Annotated in this window: 15 protein-coding genes; 2 read left to right on the top strand and 13 right to left on the bottom strand. The window is 42.7% G+C overall.

Annotated elements, in window-relative coordinates; all coding sequences use genetic code 11:
• Window positions 1–19 precede the first annotated feature (19 nt).
• From GC097_RS01980 to GC097_RS02025, 10 genes are all read right to left on the bottom strand, one after another.
• A complete protein-coding gene (locus GC097_RS01980; protein WP_171681662.1) occupies window positions 20–1,228 on the bottom strand; it encodes an ankyrin repeat domain-containing protein in 1,209 nt (402 codons plus the stop codon).
• Between the two features lie 57 nt (window positions 1,229–1,285).
• A complete protein-coding gene (locus tag GC097_RS01985) occupies window positions 1,286–2,287 on the bottom strand; it encodes an NADP-dependent oxidoreductase (RefSeq protein WP_171681663.1) in 1,002 nt (333 codons plus the stop codon).
• A gap of 100 nt (window positions 2,288–2,387) precedes the next feature.
• Window positions 2,388–2,711 carry an ArsR/SmtB family transcription factor gene (locus GC097_RS01990; protein ID WP_171681664.1) on the bottom strand — a complete coding sequence of 108 codons (324 nt, stop codon included), beginning with the start codon at window positions 2,709–2,711 and terminating at the stop codon, window positions 2,388–2,390.
• Between the two features lie 311 nt (window positions 2,712–3,022).
• Window positions 3,023–3,226 carry a hypothetical protein gene (locus GC097_RS01995; RefSeq protein WP_171681665.1) on the bottom strand — a complete coding sequence of 68 codons (204 nt, stop codon included), beginning with the start codon at window positions 3,224–3,226 and terminating at the stop codon, window positions 3,023–3,025.
• Window positions 3,227–3,299: 73 nt separating this feature from the next.
• Window positions 3,300–3,554, bottom strand: a complete 255-nt coding sequence (locus GC097_RS02000) for a hypothetical protein (protein WP_171681666.1) — start codon at window positions 3,552–3,554, stop codon at window positions 3,300–3,302.
• 213 nt (window positions 3,555–3,767) lie between these two features.
• Entirely contained in the window at window positions 3,768–4,076 is a 309-nt protein-coding gene (locus GC097_RS02005; protein WP_171681667.1) for a lipid II flippase family protein, read from the bottom strand.
• A 1,719-nt stretch (window positions 4,077–5,795) separates the two neighbouring features.
• On the bottom strand, window positions 5,796–6,251 hold the full coding sequence (locus GC097_RS02010; protein WP_171681668.1) for a hypothetical protein: 456 nt from the start codon (window positions 6,249–6,251) through the stop codon (window positions 5,796–5,798).
• 69 nt (window positions 6,252–6,320) lie between these two features.
• On the bottom strand, window positions 6,321–7,133 hold the full coding sequence (locus GC097_RS02015; protein WP_171681669.1) for a hypothetical protein: 813 nt from the start codon (window positions 7,131–7,133) through the stop codon (window positions 6,321–6,323).
• Between the two features lie 269 nt (window positions 7,134–7,402).
• Entirely contained in the window at window positions 7,403–8,986 is a 1,584-nt protein-coding gene (locus GC097_RS02020) for a phytoene desaturase family protein (protein ID WP_171681670.1), read from the bottom strand.
• Between the two features lie 426 nt (window positions 8,987–9,412).
• Window positions 9,413–9,994: a TetR/AcrR family transcriptional regulator gene (locus tag GC097_RS02025; protein ID WP_171681671.1), complete on the bottom strand. Its 582-nt coding sequence runs from the start codon at window positions 9,992–9,994 to the stop codon at window positions 9,413–9,415.
• A 374-nt stretch (window positions 9,995–10,368) separates the two neighbouring features.
• Between GC097_RS02025 and GC097_RS02030 the strand changes: the two genes are divergently transcribed.
• A complete protein-coding gene (locus GC097_RS02030) occupies window positions 10,369–11,523 on the top strand; it encodes an MFS transporter (RefSeq protein ID WP_171681769.1) in 1,155 nt (384 codons plus the stop codon).
• A gap of 228 nt (window positions 11,524–11,751) precedes the next feature.
• Here GC097_RS02030 and GC097_RS33810 read toward each other — a convergent pair whose 3' ends face one another.
• The 3 genes from GC097_RS33810 to GC097_RS02045 form a co-directional block, all read right to left on the bottom strand.
• Window positions 11,752–12,198 carry a GNAT family N-acetyltransferase gene (locus GC097_RS33810; RefSeq protein ID WP_216625612.1) on the bottom strand — a complete coding sequence of 149 codons (447 nt, stop codon included), beginning with the start codon at window positions 12,196–12,198 and terminating at the stop codon, window positions 11,752–11,754.
• A gap of 249 nt (window positions 12,199–12,447) precedes the next feature.
• Window positions 12,448–12,885 carry a GNAT family N-acetyltransferase gene (locus GC097_RS02040; protein WP_171681672.1) on the bottom strand — a complete coding sequence of 146 codons (438 nt, stop codon included), beginning with the start codon at window positions 12,883–12,885 and terminating at the stop codon, window positions 12,448–12,450.
• Between the two features lie 24 nt (window positions 12,886–12,909).
• A complete protein-coding gene (locus tag GC097_RS02045; protein ID WP_171681770.1) occupies window positions 12,910–14,262 on the bottom strand; it encodes an aminotransferase-like domain-containing protein in 1,353 nt (450 codons plus the stop codon).
• Window positions 14,263–14,378: 116 nt separating this feature from the next.
• On the opposite strand from GC097_RS02045, the gene GC097_RS02050 reads away from it, so the two are divergent.
• Window positions 14,379–15,353, top strand: a complete 975-nt coding sequence (locus GC097_RS02050; protein WP_171681673.1) for a DMT family transporter — start codon at window positions 14,379–14,381, stop codon at window positions 15,351–15,353.
• The last annotated feature ends 2 nt before the right edge of the window (window positions 15,354–15,355 follow it).

Raw genomic sequence — 15,355 nt, forward strand, 5'->3', positions numbered from 1 at the left:
CGTGCTGAGGGTCTCTGATTTATTCCTGAGCACCGGCTTGAATGAGGAGTTCAGCCACCGCATGATAATTCCCGGCCGAATCTCGAATGTTAACAGCTCCCCACTTGCAGCAGCCCAATGCAGCGCCGCCGTGCCCGTGGGTTAAGTGAACGGATGCGCCATGCGCAAGCAGCAGACGCACCGCTTCGTCGTTTCCTCTCATAGCCGCGTTATGAAGCGCTGTAAAATCGTTGTCATCGCGGCGGGAATCCGCGGGGAAACTGGCTTCGAGCATCACACGAACGGCTTGAACCTCATTGTTCCAAGCGGCATCGGCAATTAAGCTCAGATCCTCGAGCAAGAGTGACTGAAACAAATTCGAATCCTGCTCAAGCAGAGTCTGCACGGCCACCAGATCGGCTAACATGCAGGCTAGCAGCAGACGCTGATTTGGAGGACTGTGCTTCGCAATCAGATCGACGATCTCGGGATGATTGCGGCGCGCTGCAAGATGGAATGGTTTCGTATTTGAGCCTATTTTATATGCATAGATATGTCCACCGTCCGAATCGCCGGACGTGAAGCTGCCCCGCCCCACTTGAGCTTGAAGGCACTCGGGGGAGGAACGAATGAATGAGCTCACCAGCTCCGCATCTCCGATATTGATCGCCATAAAAATATCCGCAGCCGCGCCACGCTCAATAAGAAACCTGCATTTAGCCTCGTTATCGATCGCCCATTGAGCCGGAGTGCTGCCATGATCGATATCGCGCCTATCGATATCGGCGCCATGAGCGAGCAGAAAATCCATGATTTCATAATCAGTGGCAAAATGAAGCGGAACCTGACCATCGGGTCCGCGCTGATTGACGGCAGCGGGATTCATCTCTACGATTTCTTTCACTGTATCTAACATACCGAGTTCTGCCGCAGCATGAATATCGACAAAAGCTCCTCGCTCAATCAAATATCGGGAAAGCTCATGATGGCCATGATGCAGAACCCCAAATCCCCCGGCCCACCAACTGCTTTTTGCATTCAAATCTGCGCCGTACTCCAGCAATATATCCACGATTTCGCGATTGCCTTTTGCCGCTGCAGCGACGATCGCAGGGGTTTCGAAGGAAAACCAAGGCTCGTTAATTTGTTTGACCAGAAAGGGATGCTCGTTTAGGCATCGTCTCGTCGCGACCGTATCATTGCTCATAATCGCCTGTTTGAACTGTTCAATGACCATTTGCTCGTTCATGTCTTTAGCCCCAATCTTCATCACTCTATATAAATTATGATACCACAAAATAGGATTTTACTTTATTCGAACGACTACCTTTCCTTTGGCGCTTCCGCTTTCAAGGTAATGAAGCGCCTGATCGGCATCTTTCAAATTATACACCTTATCAATAACCGGCTTAATGTGACCTCTTTCAATATATTCCTTTAAAACCTTCAATTGCGCTCCACTTGGTTTCATAAAAAGGTAACGATATCTCGTCCGGCTCTTCTTCTCAAGAGCTGTGATCTTTCGGCTTACGATGGACAAAACAGCCGTTTTCATCCAACCCAATTGTTCATCTTTTCCAAATGCTGCATTCGGTACGCCGGAGATGGATACGATTTGTCCGTTTAGTTTTAATATCTGGAATGATTTTTCCAATATATCTCCTCCTAAAGTATCAAAAACGGCATCATATCCCGTAAGCAGCTCTTCAAAATTCTCTTTTCTATAATTAATAATCAGATCGGCACCCAGCGTTTTGACTAATTCATAACCTTTATCGCTTGCTGTTGTGGCGACAAAAGCTCCCATCAACTTGGCCAGTTGGATAGCAAAGGTGCCCACGCCTCCTGAACCTGCGTGAATCAAAATTTTTTGACCTTTTTGAAGATCCAAAATTTCTGAGAAAGCTTGGTAAGTCGTAAGTCCGACCAGCGGTATGGAAGCCGCTTCTTCAAAGCTTAGATTCTGCGGTTTCAACGAAATATCATCTTCATGTATAGCAATATACTCGGCTAATGTGCCGATTCTGCTTTTGCGGGGTCTCCCGTAAACTTCATCTCCGGGTTTAAATGCACTCACCCGTTTGCCAACCTTGGCAACAACTCCGGAGAAATCATTTCCTAAGATTAGAGGAAACTTGTACGTTAACAGGAATTTTACTTTACCTTCCTTTATTTTAAAGTCGATAGGATTTAAGCTGGCAGCATGAATTTCCACGAGCACATCATGTTCTCCGATGTCAGGCGTTGGACGTTCTGTCATAATTAATGGAACATTTTTTCCGTATTTCTCAATGATCATGGCCTTCATTTAAAATCACTCCAATAAGATTATTCGTTTAAACATATAAACGGATTATGCAAAAAAAGATATTTCCATATCTTCACTATTCCCTTATATCTTTAACTTGTCATTGAGACTTGTTGCACTCAGCTTCAACGGCCGCAATTAATAGTTTGAGTTGTTCAAGAGGTTTGCGAACAGTCAACAGATAGTAATTTTCTACGCTTTTTTTCTCTGAACTAACAAAGCCAGATTGCTTCAACACCTTCAAATGATGGGAAACAGCCGGCCTGGACAAATTAATATGCTCCGCTATCGTATTAACATTAAGTCCTGATTTGTGCTGTGCCAGCAGTATAATAATGGCTTGCCGGTTTTCATCAGTCAGCACTTCCAGCAGAGGGATGCACTCTTTGAATTGTTGCAGAACATGCTCGGTTTGTTGGCTCATACGCTCTCCACTTTCTGTTCATTCGTTTAATCACTTAAACATTTTATAATTATTTGTTAAATAAAATCAAGTGCATACTTTGAGTTTTCCAAAAAGTGCTTCAACATGAAGTGATCAACGCACATAAAGGTGACATTCTGATACACCTTCTTAATCAAATTAAATTACGATGTATCTTATGTAATATATTGTTCATGTGCTTGGATAAAGTATCACGGCTTGAACAGGCTGCCCAAATTGCCGGCAGCCTGAATTCTTAAGTGTAATAGTTCTGTGTTTAGGTATGATCAGATACTGAGTATGACTCACATTTACCACCAAAATAATTTCTTCAGCGTTTTTATTGTTTCAACTCTATAAGTTGTAGATAAGTATGCAGCATTAATCGCAGTTGTTGATGCTAAAAAGACTGTAGCAAAATTACTACCATAAAAGAGAACGTTCAGCACAAGCATAATTATTGAACCCACTACAAGAGAAAAGGTCCATGCGAACATTTTATTACGATCATTCATAGCATCACCTCATAAAATAATTAAGATTAATAAATATTTAGCCATAATTTCAGAATTAACGTGTCCCTTTAGTTTAATCAACTTTTCTATATCGAGAATTGAGATATAACACGAACAATACAAGCCCAGCGATACAGAGAATTATACTTATAATAAGCGTGTAGTTTACTAAATTCCAAATGTCAGGAGGGGTAAAATTCTTCAATTGCTCCATTTCTGTAAACTTAAAAGAAATAGCTCCAGCAATGTAGATCAATACTTTTTCTAATCCACTTATGCCAAACAGAAAAATCCCACAAATAAATAAAGTAATTCCACCTATCTTCATGAATAATAAACCTCCGAGCCCATAATATTATCGTATATAACTGATACTACCATAAATTGGAATACCGCACCTACTTTTAACTCGAGTGTCAAAAGCAATGCTACCTTTTAGTTCAATAAGCAAAATAAGGATCTGCCGTGAGCAGATCCTAAACGCCAATTTTCCACAGCCCCCGATTATTTCTAATTCGGCCAGTTAGCCTTACTACAAATACTATAAGTATGGGACAATTGTTTTTATCCAATATGCTGCAGGTATTAATATTACTTGTGCTAATAACGTCCCACAAAATCTTGAGAACATAAGAGCACCAAAAACTTTATTAATTGAAGACAACTTAGCTTTTTTACTCAAAGCTTTATCTGTCAGTAATGCAACCTGCGGATCGATCAGTATAGTCAATAGAATAGTAGCCATTCCGTTTATTAATCCCGAAGATTGAGAAGCCCCAATGTTATAATGTCCTGGCAAAAATGCTGCATATAAAGCTGCCAATACGCCTACGGTATAAATAGCGGTCACAAAACATTCTCACCGCGTATGAGAGTGTTTCAGCAGAATGGATAATCAGCGTAAGCAACGATATTATAGCGATACGTTCAATCATCGGTACAGCCTCCCCCGTCTGTTGCATTTTTTATAAAGCTCTCTCTCAACTTAACTTCCTTACATATATTAACCTAGTTATTTTTTCCAAAAAAGAGAAATTCCCTTAGTATTTATTTCTTATTTTGATCTTAGTGCCAAATACGTTATCCTGAACCTTGTATTATGAGGTCTCTACATCTTTTTATTAGATCTTCCAGTTCAATAAAATGAGCAGGCTGCCGTGGCACCTGTTCGGTTAGCAAGGAAATCAGGTAAGTTATGGAACACATCCGCAATATTGTTTATCTCAATCATATTTATTTAAGGCTGGACCCAGGATGCAGGATTCCACCATTGAATACGATGAGCATAAAAAGCTCCGAATATCTAAAAGAACACAATAAAATAAATATAAGTAGGCTCTGTCCTTAAAAATCTCCGTCTTCAACCACTCCCCCATGTAAATTCAATTCGATTTTCTTTGTTATTTCGGATTTCATTATTGACCTTCTTTTCACAGTCATTATCCCTTTAGTTGTATTAAGAAAAAAAGGAATTGCCGCGGGGCAAACCCCTCAACTGGTGTTCGCTGTTACGCACTTTTTACTTACTGTATACAACGATTATGTTTGTGCCGCCGAAAAAGAAAAAAACCCGCAGCATGAAGCATGCCGTAGGTCTCTAACTTGTAACTTCCTTGAATTTGCTCCGGGCTTGGGCTTGATTGTTCAGTTGCTTAACAATTTGTCCTGTGCCATGAGCTCCTTGATGTCCTCTACTGGATGTCAATATATATCAACACCAACAGATACAGCTACTGTTAATTGAATGGTTCGCTGAAATGTTTTTAAGCATCACCTGGTTGATCGTGTGTATTATTTTGTGCAGATTGGTCTGGCGATTTTTGAGTTCGAGATTGCAGTTCCTTATCTACGGATCGCTGAGATTTGGTTATCTTAGTTTTAGTTTTATCGGACATTGAGATTACCTCTTTTCTATCTTGATGAAATAAGCTAAAAAATTTAGCCTGTTCTGTGGGAAAGTTACCTCAGACTTTTATATAGCTTTATATGTGAACCATTTTATTAACTAACCACCTTAATTAATATTTGCCTCATCAATTTTACCCTTTTGATTTGGTTTTTGGTTTTTTTGCTTTTCGGATTTCACGCTTTTCTTTTGATTAGTCATAACTTTAGCACACCCCTTTGAGTAATTGGAAACATATATATTGTACTCACTTAAGAAGTAATATAAGCAGACATATTGTGCCAATCACTTAGTTGGTCGGCGAAATTAAACAATAATTTCTTACTGAGAACTAAAGCTTTTCAAATGAGATTATTCTTGCAGAATCCATCCAACCATCAGTAACCAAATTTTTCTTCGAATCAAACAATTTAATTCCTGAAAAGTTCTCAATAGAATCGTCCATAAAATGTGCACACTTTCCTTCAATACAGCTTTCTGACCAGTCAAAAGATAAACTCTCTTTATCATTTCTATATACAAGGAGATCGCTGAGTAACTGGGACTCCACCTCATGCCTTAACTTCAGCCCCATACACGTTAGTTTAATGAATTATGGCCGAATGGCCCGAAACGTGAGTATGGTGTTAGGTGATACCCTCTTCGAATTACATACAAGATTACTTAATCTTCATAAAATATCTGAACTTGCTTTTTTAATCTAATTATTATTATTCCTAGAACTGTTCCAATCAAGAGACTTATTACTGAATAAGGAATACCAAGTCCGACTAACACTAGTCCTTCAGCAGGATTATCCTCAACATCACGACTCGGATCACCAGTTACTACCATGAAAAACAGATGGAGTGCATAAAAGATAATGAAAGACATTAAAGAAATTAATAGTTGCCTCCACTGACCACGTGAAACAATCAAACTGGTAATGGTATTTGTTAATAATAACACTATAAATCCATGAAATAGTCTTGTATCTAAATAATCTCCATTAGATCCAAATATATATTTAAAATATAGTAATGTTAATATGAGGTGTAAAATTGATGGAATAGATCTAACTATAATACTAGTCATTTGTTTCCTTTCTTTGGGTTTATAACAAGAATTTCGATTATTCATCGGCAACTGTCGCAGCAGAACTGCTCCTCATTTTCTTCAACTATCTTCTTCGTTAGCTTAGCAATCTCTTTAGTCAATTATTTCCCATGTCACTTTAAACCTTCCCTTTAAACCTCCTTCACCGACTGCAACAATTTTATATATTCCATCCTCATCAATATTAACTGATGACTTATGTTCAATTGCTTCTTTCATACCTGCGTAAGTTCCACTGGGCTTTATTACATGCTGACCCGTTGATGAACCACCACGAGTATCCCAATTAATTTTAAAAATAAGTGTCTGTCCTTTTCGAACGTTAATTGGTACTTCCTTCGATCCATTAAACAAGTCAAAAGCGGCTTCATAAGTCGTTGCAGTGTATGTTTCAACCCAATTTAATTTTAGATTGTTAACGATAGTCATAGAGATTAACAAAAGCAGAGGAACACCTACACCAAAGAGATATTGAAAAGTCCACTTTTCCCTGCCAATTCTTGTCCACGAATAGAAAATCATAGCAAATATCGCTCCAAAGGTTCCTGCAAAGAGGAAGCTGGAAAGCAACTCTCTAGAAGATAAACTAAACCCGTCACGAAAGTAAGCAAGCCCCGGGAAGTAGGCGTAGCCACAAGCGATATAGAGGAGAATTTCAAATAAGCGCTTTTTAGAAGGAATAAACCTCACGATTAGATCTATGAGTAGCGAACAAGGAATGCTGTAAAAATAAAGGATATTACACAATGAGACTTCCTTCATTCCTCCAAAGACACTATAAAAGTTCAAACCGTTAATTATCGAAAATATAGTCCAAAAACTGAATAAAGTAAGTCCAGAAGCAGCAAGTTTCGTCATAACATATTGCCATAACTCATTAATTCTCATATTCTCAATTCTTTTCAAAAGAGTGCTCCTTGTATTCAAGATCCTTCGCTAACCAATCTACAACCTCATTATTAGGGCAATTCATCTAACAATACCATAAATATAATGCTTATTTTTTAATGGCTTTCATAATCACTCGTAAGCTAAGCTCGCGGTTCGTGCTGATTTTCTACATCCTTCAGTCATCCGAGAAAGCAATAAGGCTGCCGAATGAGTTTATCCAGCAGCCTGTGTTTATTGAAGTATAACTGTAATATAGGTATCTAAAAAATATTTGGCCGTTATTGTCATTCATCTTGCGAAAGCAACTTTTGGGAGACAATGTAGCCCGATCCTCCATTGATCCCATGACCCGGCCACGTTGCAGCGCCCAACATAAATAGGTTTGGCACCTCGGTCTGATGGCTGGGCTGCGCCGGAAGCGGCCTTAACAAATAGCTCTGCGCTAAATCATGTGCGCCGCCGTACGGATCGCCAGGGCCTGAATTGGGGTTGTATCGCGCAATCGTATCAGGAGTTACAACCGAGTGGCCGATAATAGCGCTTGGGATATTAGGGATATGCTTGCTAACGATGGCTAATACTCGCTCGGTGAAACGCTTGGTGAGATCCGGTGTCCAGGCGCCGTCGCCGACATCGATTTGCCCGGCAGCATCGCCGCGAGGACGGCACGGTACTTCAAGCACTTGAATCCGCATTACAGCCTTGCCTGCAGGCGCGCGAGTCGGATCGAGATTAGTGGAGCAATCCACAGTAAAGGTCGGCTTCGCCGGAAGCAAATCCGACATCCCTTGCGCAATTGCCTGTGTGAAACCATCTAGCCCATCCGTCAAATGCGGCTGACCCACTCTGGTAAAGCGTGCATCCGGCCAGCGCGGCGGCTCGCTAAGCGCGAGGTGGATTTGTACACAGCCCCGACCATACCGGAACTGCTTCGCTTGCGCAAGTAGAGGAGGGCTGACCTCCTCATTCGCCAGTAGCGAGAGATAGAGTTGGTCAGGACCGGTCGATGCAATGACCGCCTGTTTGGCATAAAACTCCTCGCCTTCCGATGTCCGCACGCCGATGGCACGTCCATTCTTTACAACAATACGCTGAACTTGTGTATGGGTGCGGATGTCTCCGCCCTGGTCTTGCACCAGCCGCGCTAAGGCCTGTGCAAGCTTCTCACTGCCGCCTTCAGGTATCGGCATTCCGCCACCCATCAGTGCCATCGCAGTAAGCGGAACCCAGATGCCGCTTCCAATTTCGTCCGGAGTACGTCCAAGATGAGTAACCCACGACGCAAGCATCGCGCGCAGCACAGGAGATTTAAAGGAGCTTACCGCATAGCGGGCAGTTGAAAAGGCCGATGCCGCGAACGCCGAGTAGCCTGGACGACCATTGTTTTGAAGAAGCTTTTTAAGTATGTTGGAAGCTTGAGGGCTGGAGAGGTCCAAATTAAATAATGAAAACACATCACCAGCATGGGGATTGAATTCTTCGAACATTCGGACCAAAGCGGCGCCGTCACCCAGAGTCAGCCGCTCGGCTTCTATAACGAGGTCTTCAAATGAACGGGGGAATACTCCTGTTTGTCCGTCCTCCATTGAAACTCCGGTTGGAAACTCTGTGTTTATGTACCGCAGGCCTCGTGCTTCAAGTGCTTCCCCAAGGTCTGCATAAGCAGGCCCAGTAAGCAAAAGCGGGTGGGCCGCTGCATACACATCGTGCTTAAAGCCCGGGAGGGTGAGCTCCTCCGTTCGGAGGAAGCCGCCTGGACGATCGTTTTTTTCCAGAACTAATACGCTGCGGCCAGCACGCGTCAAATAAGCGGCAGCAATCAAGGCATTGTGGCCGCTCCCAATCATAATGATATCATAGGTTTTCATCATATAATCCTCCTATACAACATCGTTAAATCTATTCTAAACGAAGCTGTAGGAGACGTATGTCTCTTAATGTCGACAGGTTAACAAAGACTGAAATAACATGAAACGAATTTAATTTTTGCTTATTCAGCTTATTCACCCCCGTTAGCGAAATGACCTTTACCTTATTTACGGTAAGGTTCACCCTATTGTATCGAAGGATAAAGTTCGATTTGACCATAAAATTCACATTTCTTTATAGACACAAAGCCACTCCAAACAATAGAGTGGCTTTGTTGATGTAACTTCTCTTTATTTGAAATAGTATTTCACGGTCTGCCATCAAACTGTGTATCGCATCCAACTCCCGACCAGAACGAACCTTTTCAAAAAAAATAGCGCACTACTTCGGCTGATATCATAATGACACTCCCATATTTTTTGATTCTATCTTAACAATGTAAGTATTTCTTTTACAGAATTATCAACAAATACTCGTTCAGGACGAGATTTCATAAACACAGTAAGTCCTATTAACGATATGACTAGTGTCTGCGCTAAACCCTTTGCGTTAATACCGCTATCAAGCTCACCTGAGCGCAAACCTCGTTCAATCGTTTCTTGGAATATTACCGAGAGATACATCTGATGTTCTCTTGTTAGGATTTCAAATTTCTCATCATGAGGCGCAAGTTCCACCATCGAATTGATGCAAAAGCACCCCCAGTTCGGACTTTTTTCATATTCTTTTGCCACCATATTTTCAAAAAAGGCACGGAATGCCTCTTTAACAGAAGAATTGTTTTGAAAATTGGTGCGAACATAGGCAGCATGGGAACTCATATATTTTCGCAACGCAGCTTCAAATAATCCTTTTTTGTCTCCAAAGGTGGCGTATATGCTTGGACGCTGAATGCCCATTCTTGATGTCAAGTCGCTTAAAGAAGTAGCTTCAAACCCTTTTTCCCAAAATAGTTGCATAGCATCATCCAATGCTTTTCCCTCATCAAATTCGCGTCGTCGAGCCATAGCAACACCCTCTTTTCATATCGAACGGTATATTATAATTTTATTATGTGAAGATTATCCTGTCAATAAGATTAAGCTTTTACTGCTCTTAGATCTCATATAAGAGCAGAATAAAAAGAGTTTTCGCTCCATTTCAGCTGTCCTCTACAGTAATCTCTTGACAGTTATCTTTTTTTAGAGTTATATTTGTCAGGCAATATTTCATACCGATCAGTATTTTATATTGTAAATCTGATAAACATAAATTTAAGGAGGCGTTATCTTTGGGGAAGTTTGTTGAAGAACCGAAAGTCCTTACTGTGGATTATACAGACAAACACGTTGAACCAGCTCAAAAGGCGCTTATAGCATCAGAATCAGCGCCCGCATCTTTAATGTCTCGCAATGTTGCACTCTTATTCGCGATCGCTTGCGGACTGGCAGTCGCCAACATATATTATGCGCAACCCTTGCTGGACGCTATTTCAAACGAGTTCGGTATTACTCATTCATCCGTCGGCATTGTTATTACAATCACTCAAGTTTGTTACGCACTTGGACTGCTATTGCTAGTGCCCCTCGGCGATTTATTAAATCGACGCTGGCTGATCGCTGGACAGCTGCTAGTATCCGTGTTGGCTTTGATTGTGGTTGGCACCGCCCCCACCAGCATGGTGTTATTCATAGGCATATCTGCGGTTGGATTGCTTGCCGTAGTGACACAGACGCTCGTTGCATTCGCGGCAACTTTGGCTGCCCCAGCCGAACGTGGACGTGCCGTGGGTGTTGTGACAAGTGGAATCGTAATTGGTATTCTACTGGCACGAACTTTCGCTGGCGTATTAACGGATTTAGCCGGTTGGCGTTCTGTCTACCTTGTCTCTGCGGTATTAACGCTAATCATAGCATATGTATTGTTTAGGGTACTGCCGCATTATGAGCACAAAAGTGAATCATTATCCTACCTACAGTTGCTTCGTTCGCTGCTCACATTGTTCGCACAAGAACGAATCCTACGAATCCGTGCTGCACTAGCCTTGATGATTTTTACCGCTTTCAGTATATTCTGGACTTCCATAGTGCTGCCTCTCAGCGCTCCGCCGCTTTCTCTTTCACATACTGCGATTGGAGCGTTTGGTCTCGCTGGAGTTGCTGGAGCGTTAGCAGCAGCGCGAGCAGGTCGTCTTGCCGATCGAGGTTTAGGGCAGAGGACCACGGGTGTGGCATTGATTCTGTTGCTTATATCATGGTTACCAATAAGTTATACTCAACATTCGCTTCTCGCATTAGTCGTCGGTATTGTCCTTCTTGACCTGGCAGTACAAGCCGTACATGTCACCAACCAAAGCATGATCCTTACTTTGCGCCCTGAGGCACGCAGTAGGCTTACTGCTGGTTACATGATTTTCTATTCTATTGGTAGCGCCACCGGGTCAATCGCATCTACCAGTATCTATGTTTACTCAGGCTGGAACGGAGTGTGCTTGTTAGGTGCAATTGTCAGTGCTTTGGCTCTTCTATTCTGGGTATTGACCCGTCGCCTTAAATAATAAAATTCGGGTGAATACTATGCTCGCTGTTGGTACGCGCATTGAGATGAAGTTATCACTATTCTAACCGCTAAGTCCAACCACAACGTATTGAAAGGGAAGAGCCCCAGAAATGGGGCTCTTCTTTTACTCTTTACCACTAGTTGTGATACGGTTCACCGCGCTACACGTAACGGCAAGTTTTAAATCCCTCCCTTTCGGGGTGGTTCTTTGCTAGATAGCAGCACGCTACGCCAGGTGCATAAAAATGGTTTCCTTTGCTCCCCAAGGTGCTTCTTTCTCATCTATCTTCACGAAACCATATTTTTCGTACAAATTAACATGGTCACTAACAAGGTATACTTTATCAAAACCCAGTTCCTTCGCGTATGCCACGGCAGATAAAATCAACTTTTCACTTAATCGATTTCCTCTGTACTGCTCTCCCACAAACAAAAACCCGATATAAGGTGTATAGGAAACATCAGGTATACAGTCGTTTTTTGCTAAAGTGCAATAACCAGCAATGTGATCAGCATCAAGTGCTGCAAAAACTCTTTCCAGTCTGAAATAATGGCATTTTTCATTTGTTTCGCTAAATTGGCTAAAATCCTTCCAAATAACAACATTGTTTTCCTTATCAACTTTTACAGAGTTAAATCCGCATTCTTCATCCCCACACCACCAGCAAACCATGATGGGATATCCATACCACATTGTTTTATGCGGTTTTCTAAGTAAAAATGATCAATCATTTCTCTTTGATATTCGTTGCTCATCCAGCCGAGGGAAGGAACTTTATCATACTTTCGCAGCATACTATAAAGCGATTTCCCATCTATAATCAGATCAGCAAATTTTGTGTTTTTCTGCCCATCCTCGATTGGCTCAAATCAGCGCGACTTGAGGGTTTAGTTGCTAATGTATTCATTTTCTTCATGGCTGTTAAACCTCCACAGACATATAGACATCTATGTGATCCTCGCTATCAACTTTAAAACCAAACCGTTCATATAGACGCTTAGCAGAGCTTCCTTGTAACACATTTAATGATACACGTTTTCCTTGTACCTCATCTTGTTCAAGCAATTTCTTTAACACATAACTACCGACCCCTTGACCTTGGTAATTGGGGGAAATATAAAAATGTTCCAACAAATAACCATCCAACGTTGGTTTAAGAGCTACGCAGCCGACAAAAGAAGATTCTGACTCAATGATCCAAGTGTGAACGGGGTCAAATGAATTACGCAATCGTTGACGAACCTTCTCTTCATCAAACCTTCCTAACCTCGTTAAATCATTTCTTAGTACAACTGCCCGTAAATCAGCAATTGTCTCAACATCGGAATTTTGGGATTGGCGAAGGGTAATCTTTTTCATCTAACATAACAGCTCCTTTATTCGTTATTTGCTAGCGGTTTGGGCAATAATGGCACTAATCCGTTCTATTCCCCTCGCAATATCCTCCTCGTTTACGTTGGTTGCGTTTAGCTTCACGATATTTTCCCTCTCGAAATTCTGCAAATAATTCCGGTCGATTGATTCCAGTAGGATCGATTCTTTCTTTAATTTTTCGATAAGATGTGTTGCGGAAACCGCTTTATCCAGCAAAATATGCGTATGAATGAACGGATTTTTCGAGCGCTCATAGAGGAAGGCACCGCCACTGTGGGCAGCCTCCTTCGCAAGCGCAGCATCGAGCAGCTTCGCTCTTGCTGCGTATCTGCTGCGGATTTTGGCAAGATGGCGATCGAACATGCCGCTGCGCAAATAAATTTCAAGCGCAGCCTGCGACAGCATGGAGCTGTCGATATCGTCTTGCTTCTTATACAGCCGGAACGCTTCAGCGAGTAGATCAGGGATGACCGCAATGCCGATGCGCAGGCCGGGAAAAATAATTTTGGAATAGCTTTTTAAATAAATGACATGCGACGAATCGTCATGCGTAAAGATTGGATCGGCCTTGCTGTCCTGTTCGAAATCGGCCAGGTAATCATCCTCAACGATGTATACATCGTATTTGGCGGCAAGCCTGGCAAGTCTCTTCTTTTCTTTGTTCGTATAGGAACAGCCCAGAGGATTGTGGAAACGCGGCATCGTATAAAAAAACTTGATGTCCTCCGTACGAAAAATGTTCTCCAGCCTGTCAAAATCAATGCCCGAAAAACGTCGCTCGATGCCGATGACAGGCACGCGGCGCGTCTCCAAATATTCGATAAACAGATGGTAACCAGGCTGTTCGATCAGCATCTTCATCTTGCCATTTGGGAAGGGCATCGCTGCAAGCAGCGATAACGCCTGCTGAACCCCGGAGACAACAAAAATATTCCGCTCCTCGGTAAACACCTGATAGTCCATGAATTGCCTGCGTACGATATCGATCAGGGAAGCCATTCCTTTAACAGTACCATAAACAAATAAATCCTTTTGATAAGTATCGATCGCTTTATTGATGCAATGCTGAAAATCCAAATACGGAAACACATCTGGATCAGGAGCAGCTGCCGCGAAGTTCAAAATAGGTGACACTTCGCCTTGGGCGGAATTCGACCCTTTAACAACATAATAGCCGCTCTTTGGCATCGCATAAATGAGATGGCGCTTCTCTAGCTCGTCCAGCGCTTTAATAATTGTACTCTTGCTGCAGCCGTACTGCTCCGAAAGCGTGCGGATCGAAGGAAGCTTCTGTCCGTCCTTATACGGCTGCTTCAGAATCAGTTCCTCAAGCTCATTCATGAGCTTCAAATACATGTACATCGGACAAGCCCCTTGCTCGTAATCTGTAACGGTACAGATGTCAGTTTTCCTTATTGTATCATGCATAGCTGGGAGATACGATATACCTATCATCAAAAGTCACTAGGAGGAACGTTATGACAGCACCCCAAATCGATTCCAAAACAAAACGATTCGCATACTCAGCCATCGTTATTTATTCCACTATCGTAGGACTCTCTTTTCTTTTCGGAAAATTAGCTTTATCGGTGGCAACGCCGCTGGATAGCCTTGCTCACCGCTTTACCGTCTCCCTTATCGCTGCGTCCATTCCTGTCCTGTTTGGATGGATGAAGCTTCAAATTAAGCCGCGGGATGTGCTCGCTATTCTTCCGCTTGCCGTCTTATATCCGTCGATGTTCTTCGCTTTCCAAGCATTTGGCTTGCGATTCACAACCTCTGCGGAGGCAGGTATTATCCATGCGACGGTGCCAATCTTCACGATGGTTGCGGCAGCCTATTTCCTGAAGGAACGTACTACGAGGCTGCAGCAGCTTTCGACGCTTCTCTCCGTAGCGGGAGTCATCTTCATCTTTGTCATGAAAGGTACGACGATTGATCTAACCAATATGAAAGGCACGCTGCTCATTCTCTTGTCAGCCCTTGCATTAGCCGGATATAGCGTGTTTGCAAGGAGGCTTACTTCGCGTATGAATGTGATTGCCATGACCTATGTGATGACGGTGATTGGCTTCCTTGTCTTCAACTTGATGGCAGTCGGCCAGCACTTGGCAGAAGGTACGCTACCTCATTATTTTGAGCCGTTTGCAAGCCCGGTGTTTCTGTTGGCAATTCTTTATTTGGGCATACTCTCCTCGCTCATTTCCAGCTTGCTCAGCAATTACGCTTTATCGAAGCTGGAGGCATCGAAGGTGAGCGTGTTCAATCATCTTGCCACATTGGTTTCAATTGTTGGGGGCTTCGTGTTCTTAAACGAGCAGCTTGCCTACTACCACCTGATCGGCGCGGCTGTCATTATCGCAGGAGTGTTAGGTGCGAACGCGGGGGCATGGGGAAGGAGGAAGACCGCGCTTCCTCCCAAGGGGTCTGTTCAAATGAATAAGAATGAATGATA

The organism is Paenibacillus planticolens (genome assembly GCF_013141725.1).
Taxonomy (GTDB): domain Bacteria; phylum Bacillota; class Bacilli; order Paenibacillales; family NBRC-103111; genus Paenibacillus_E; species Paenibacillus_E planticolens.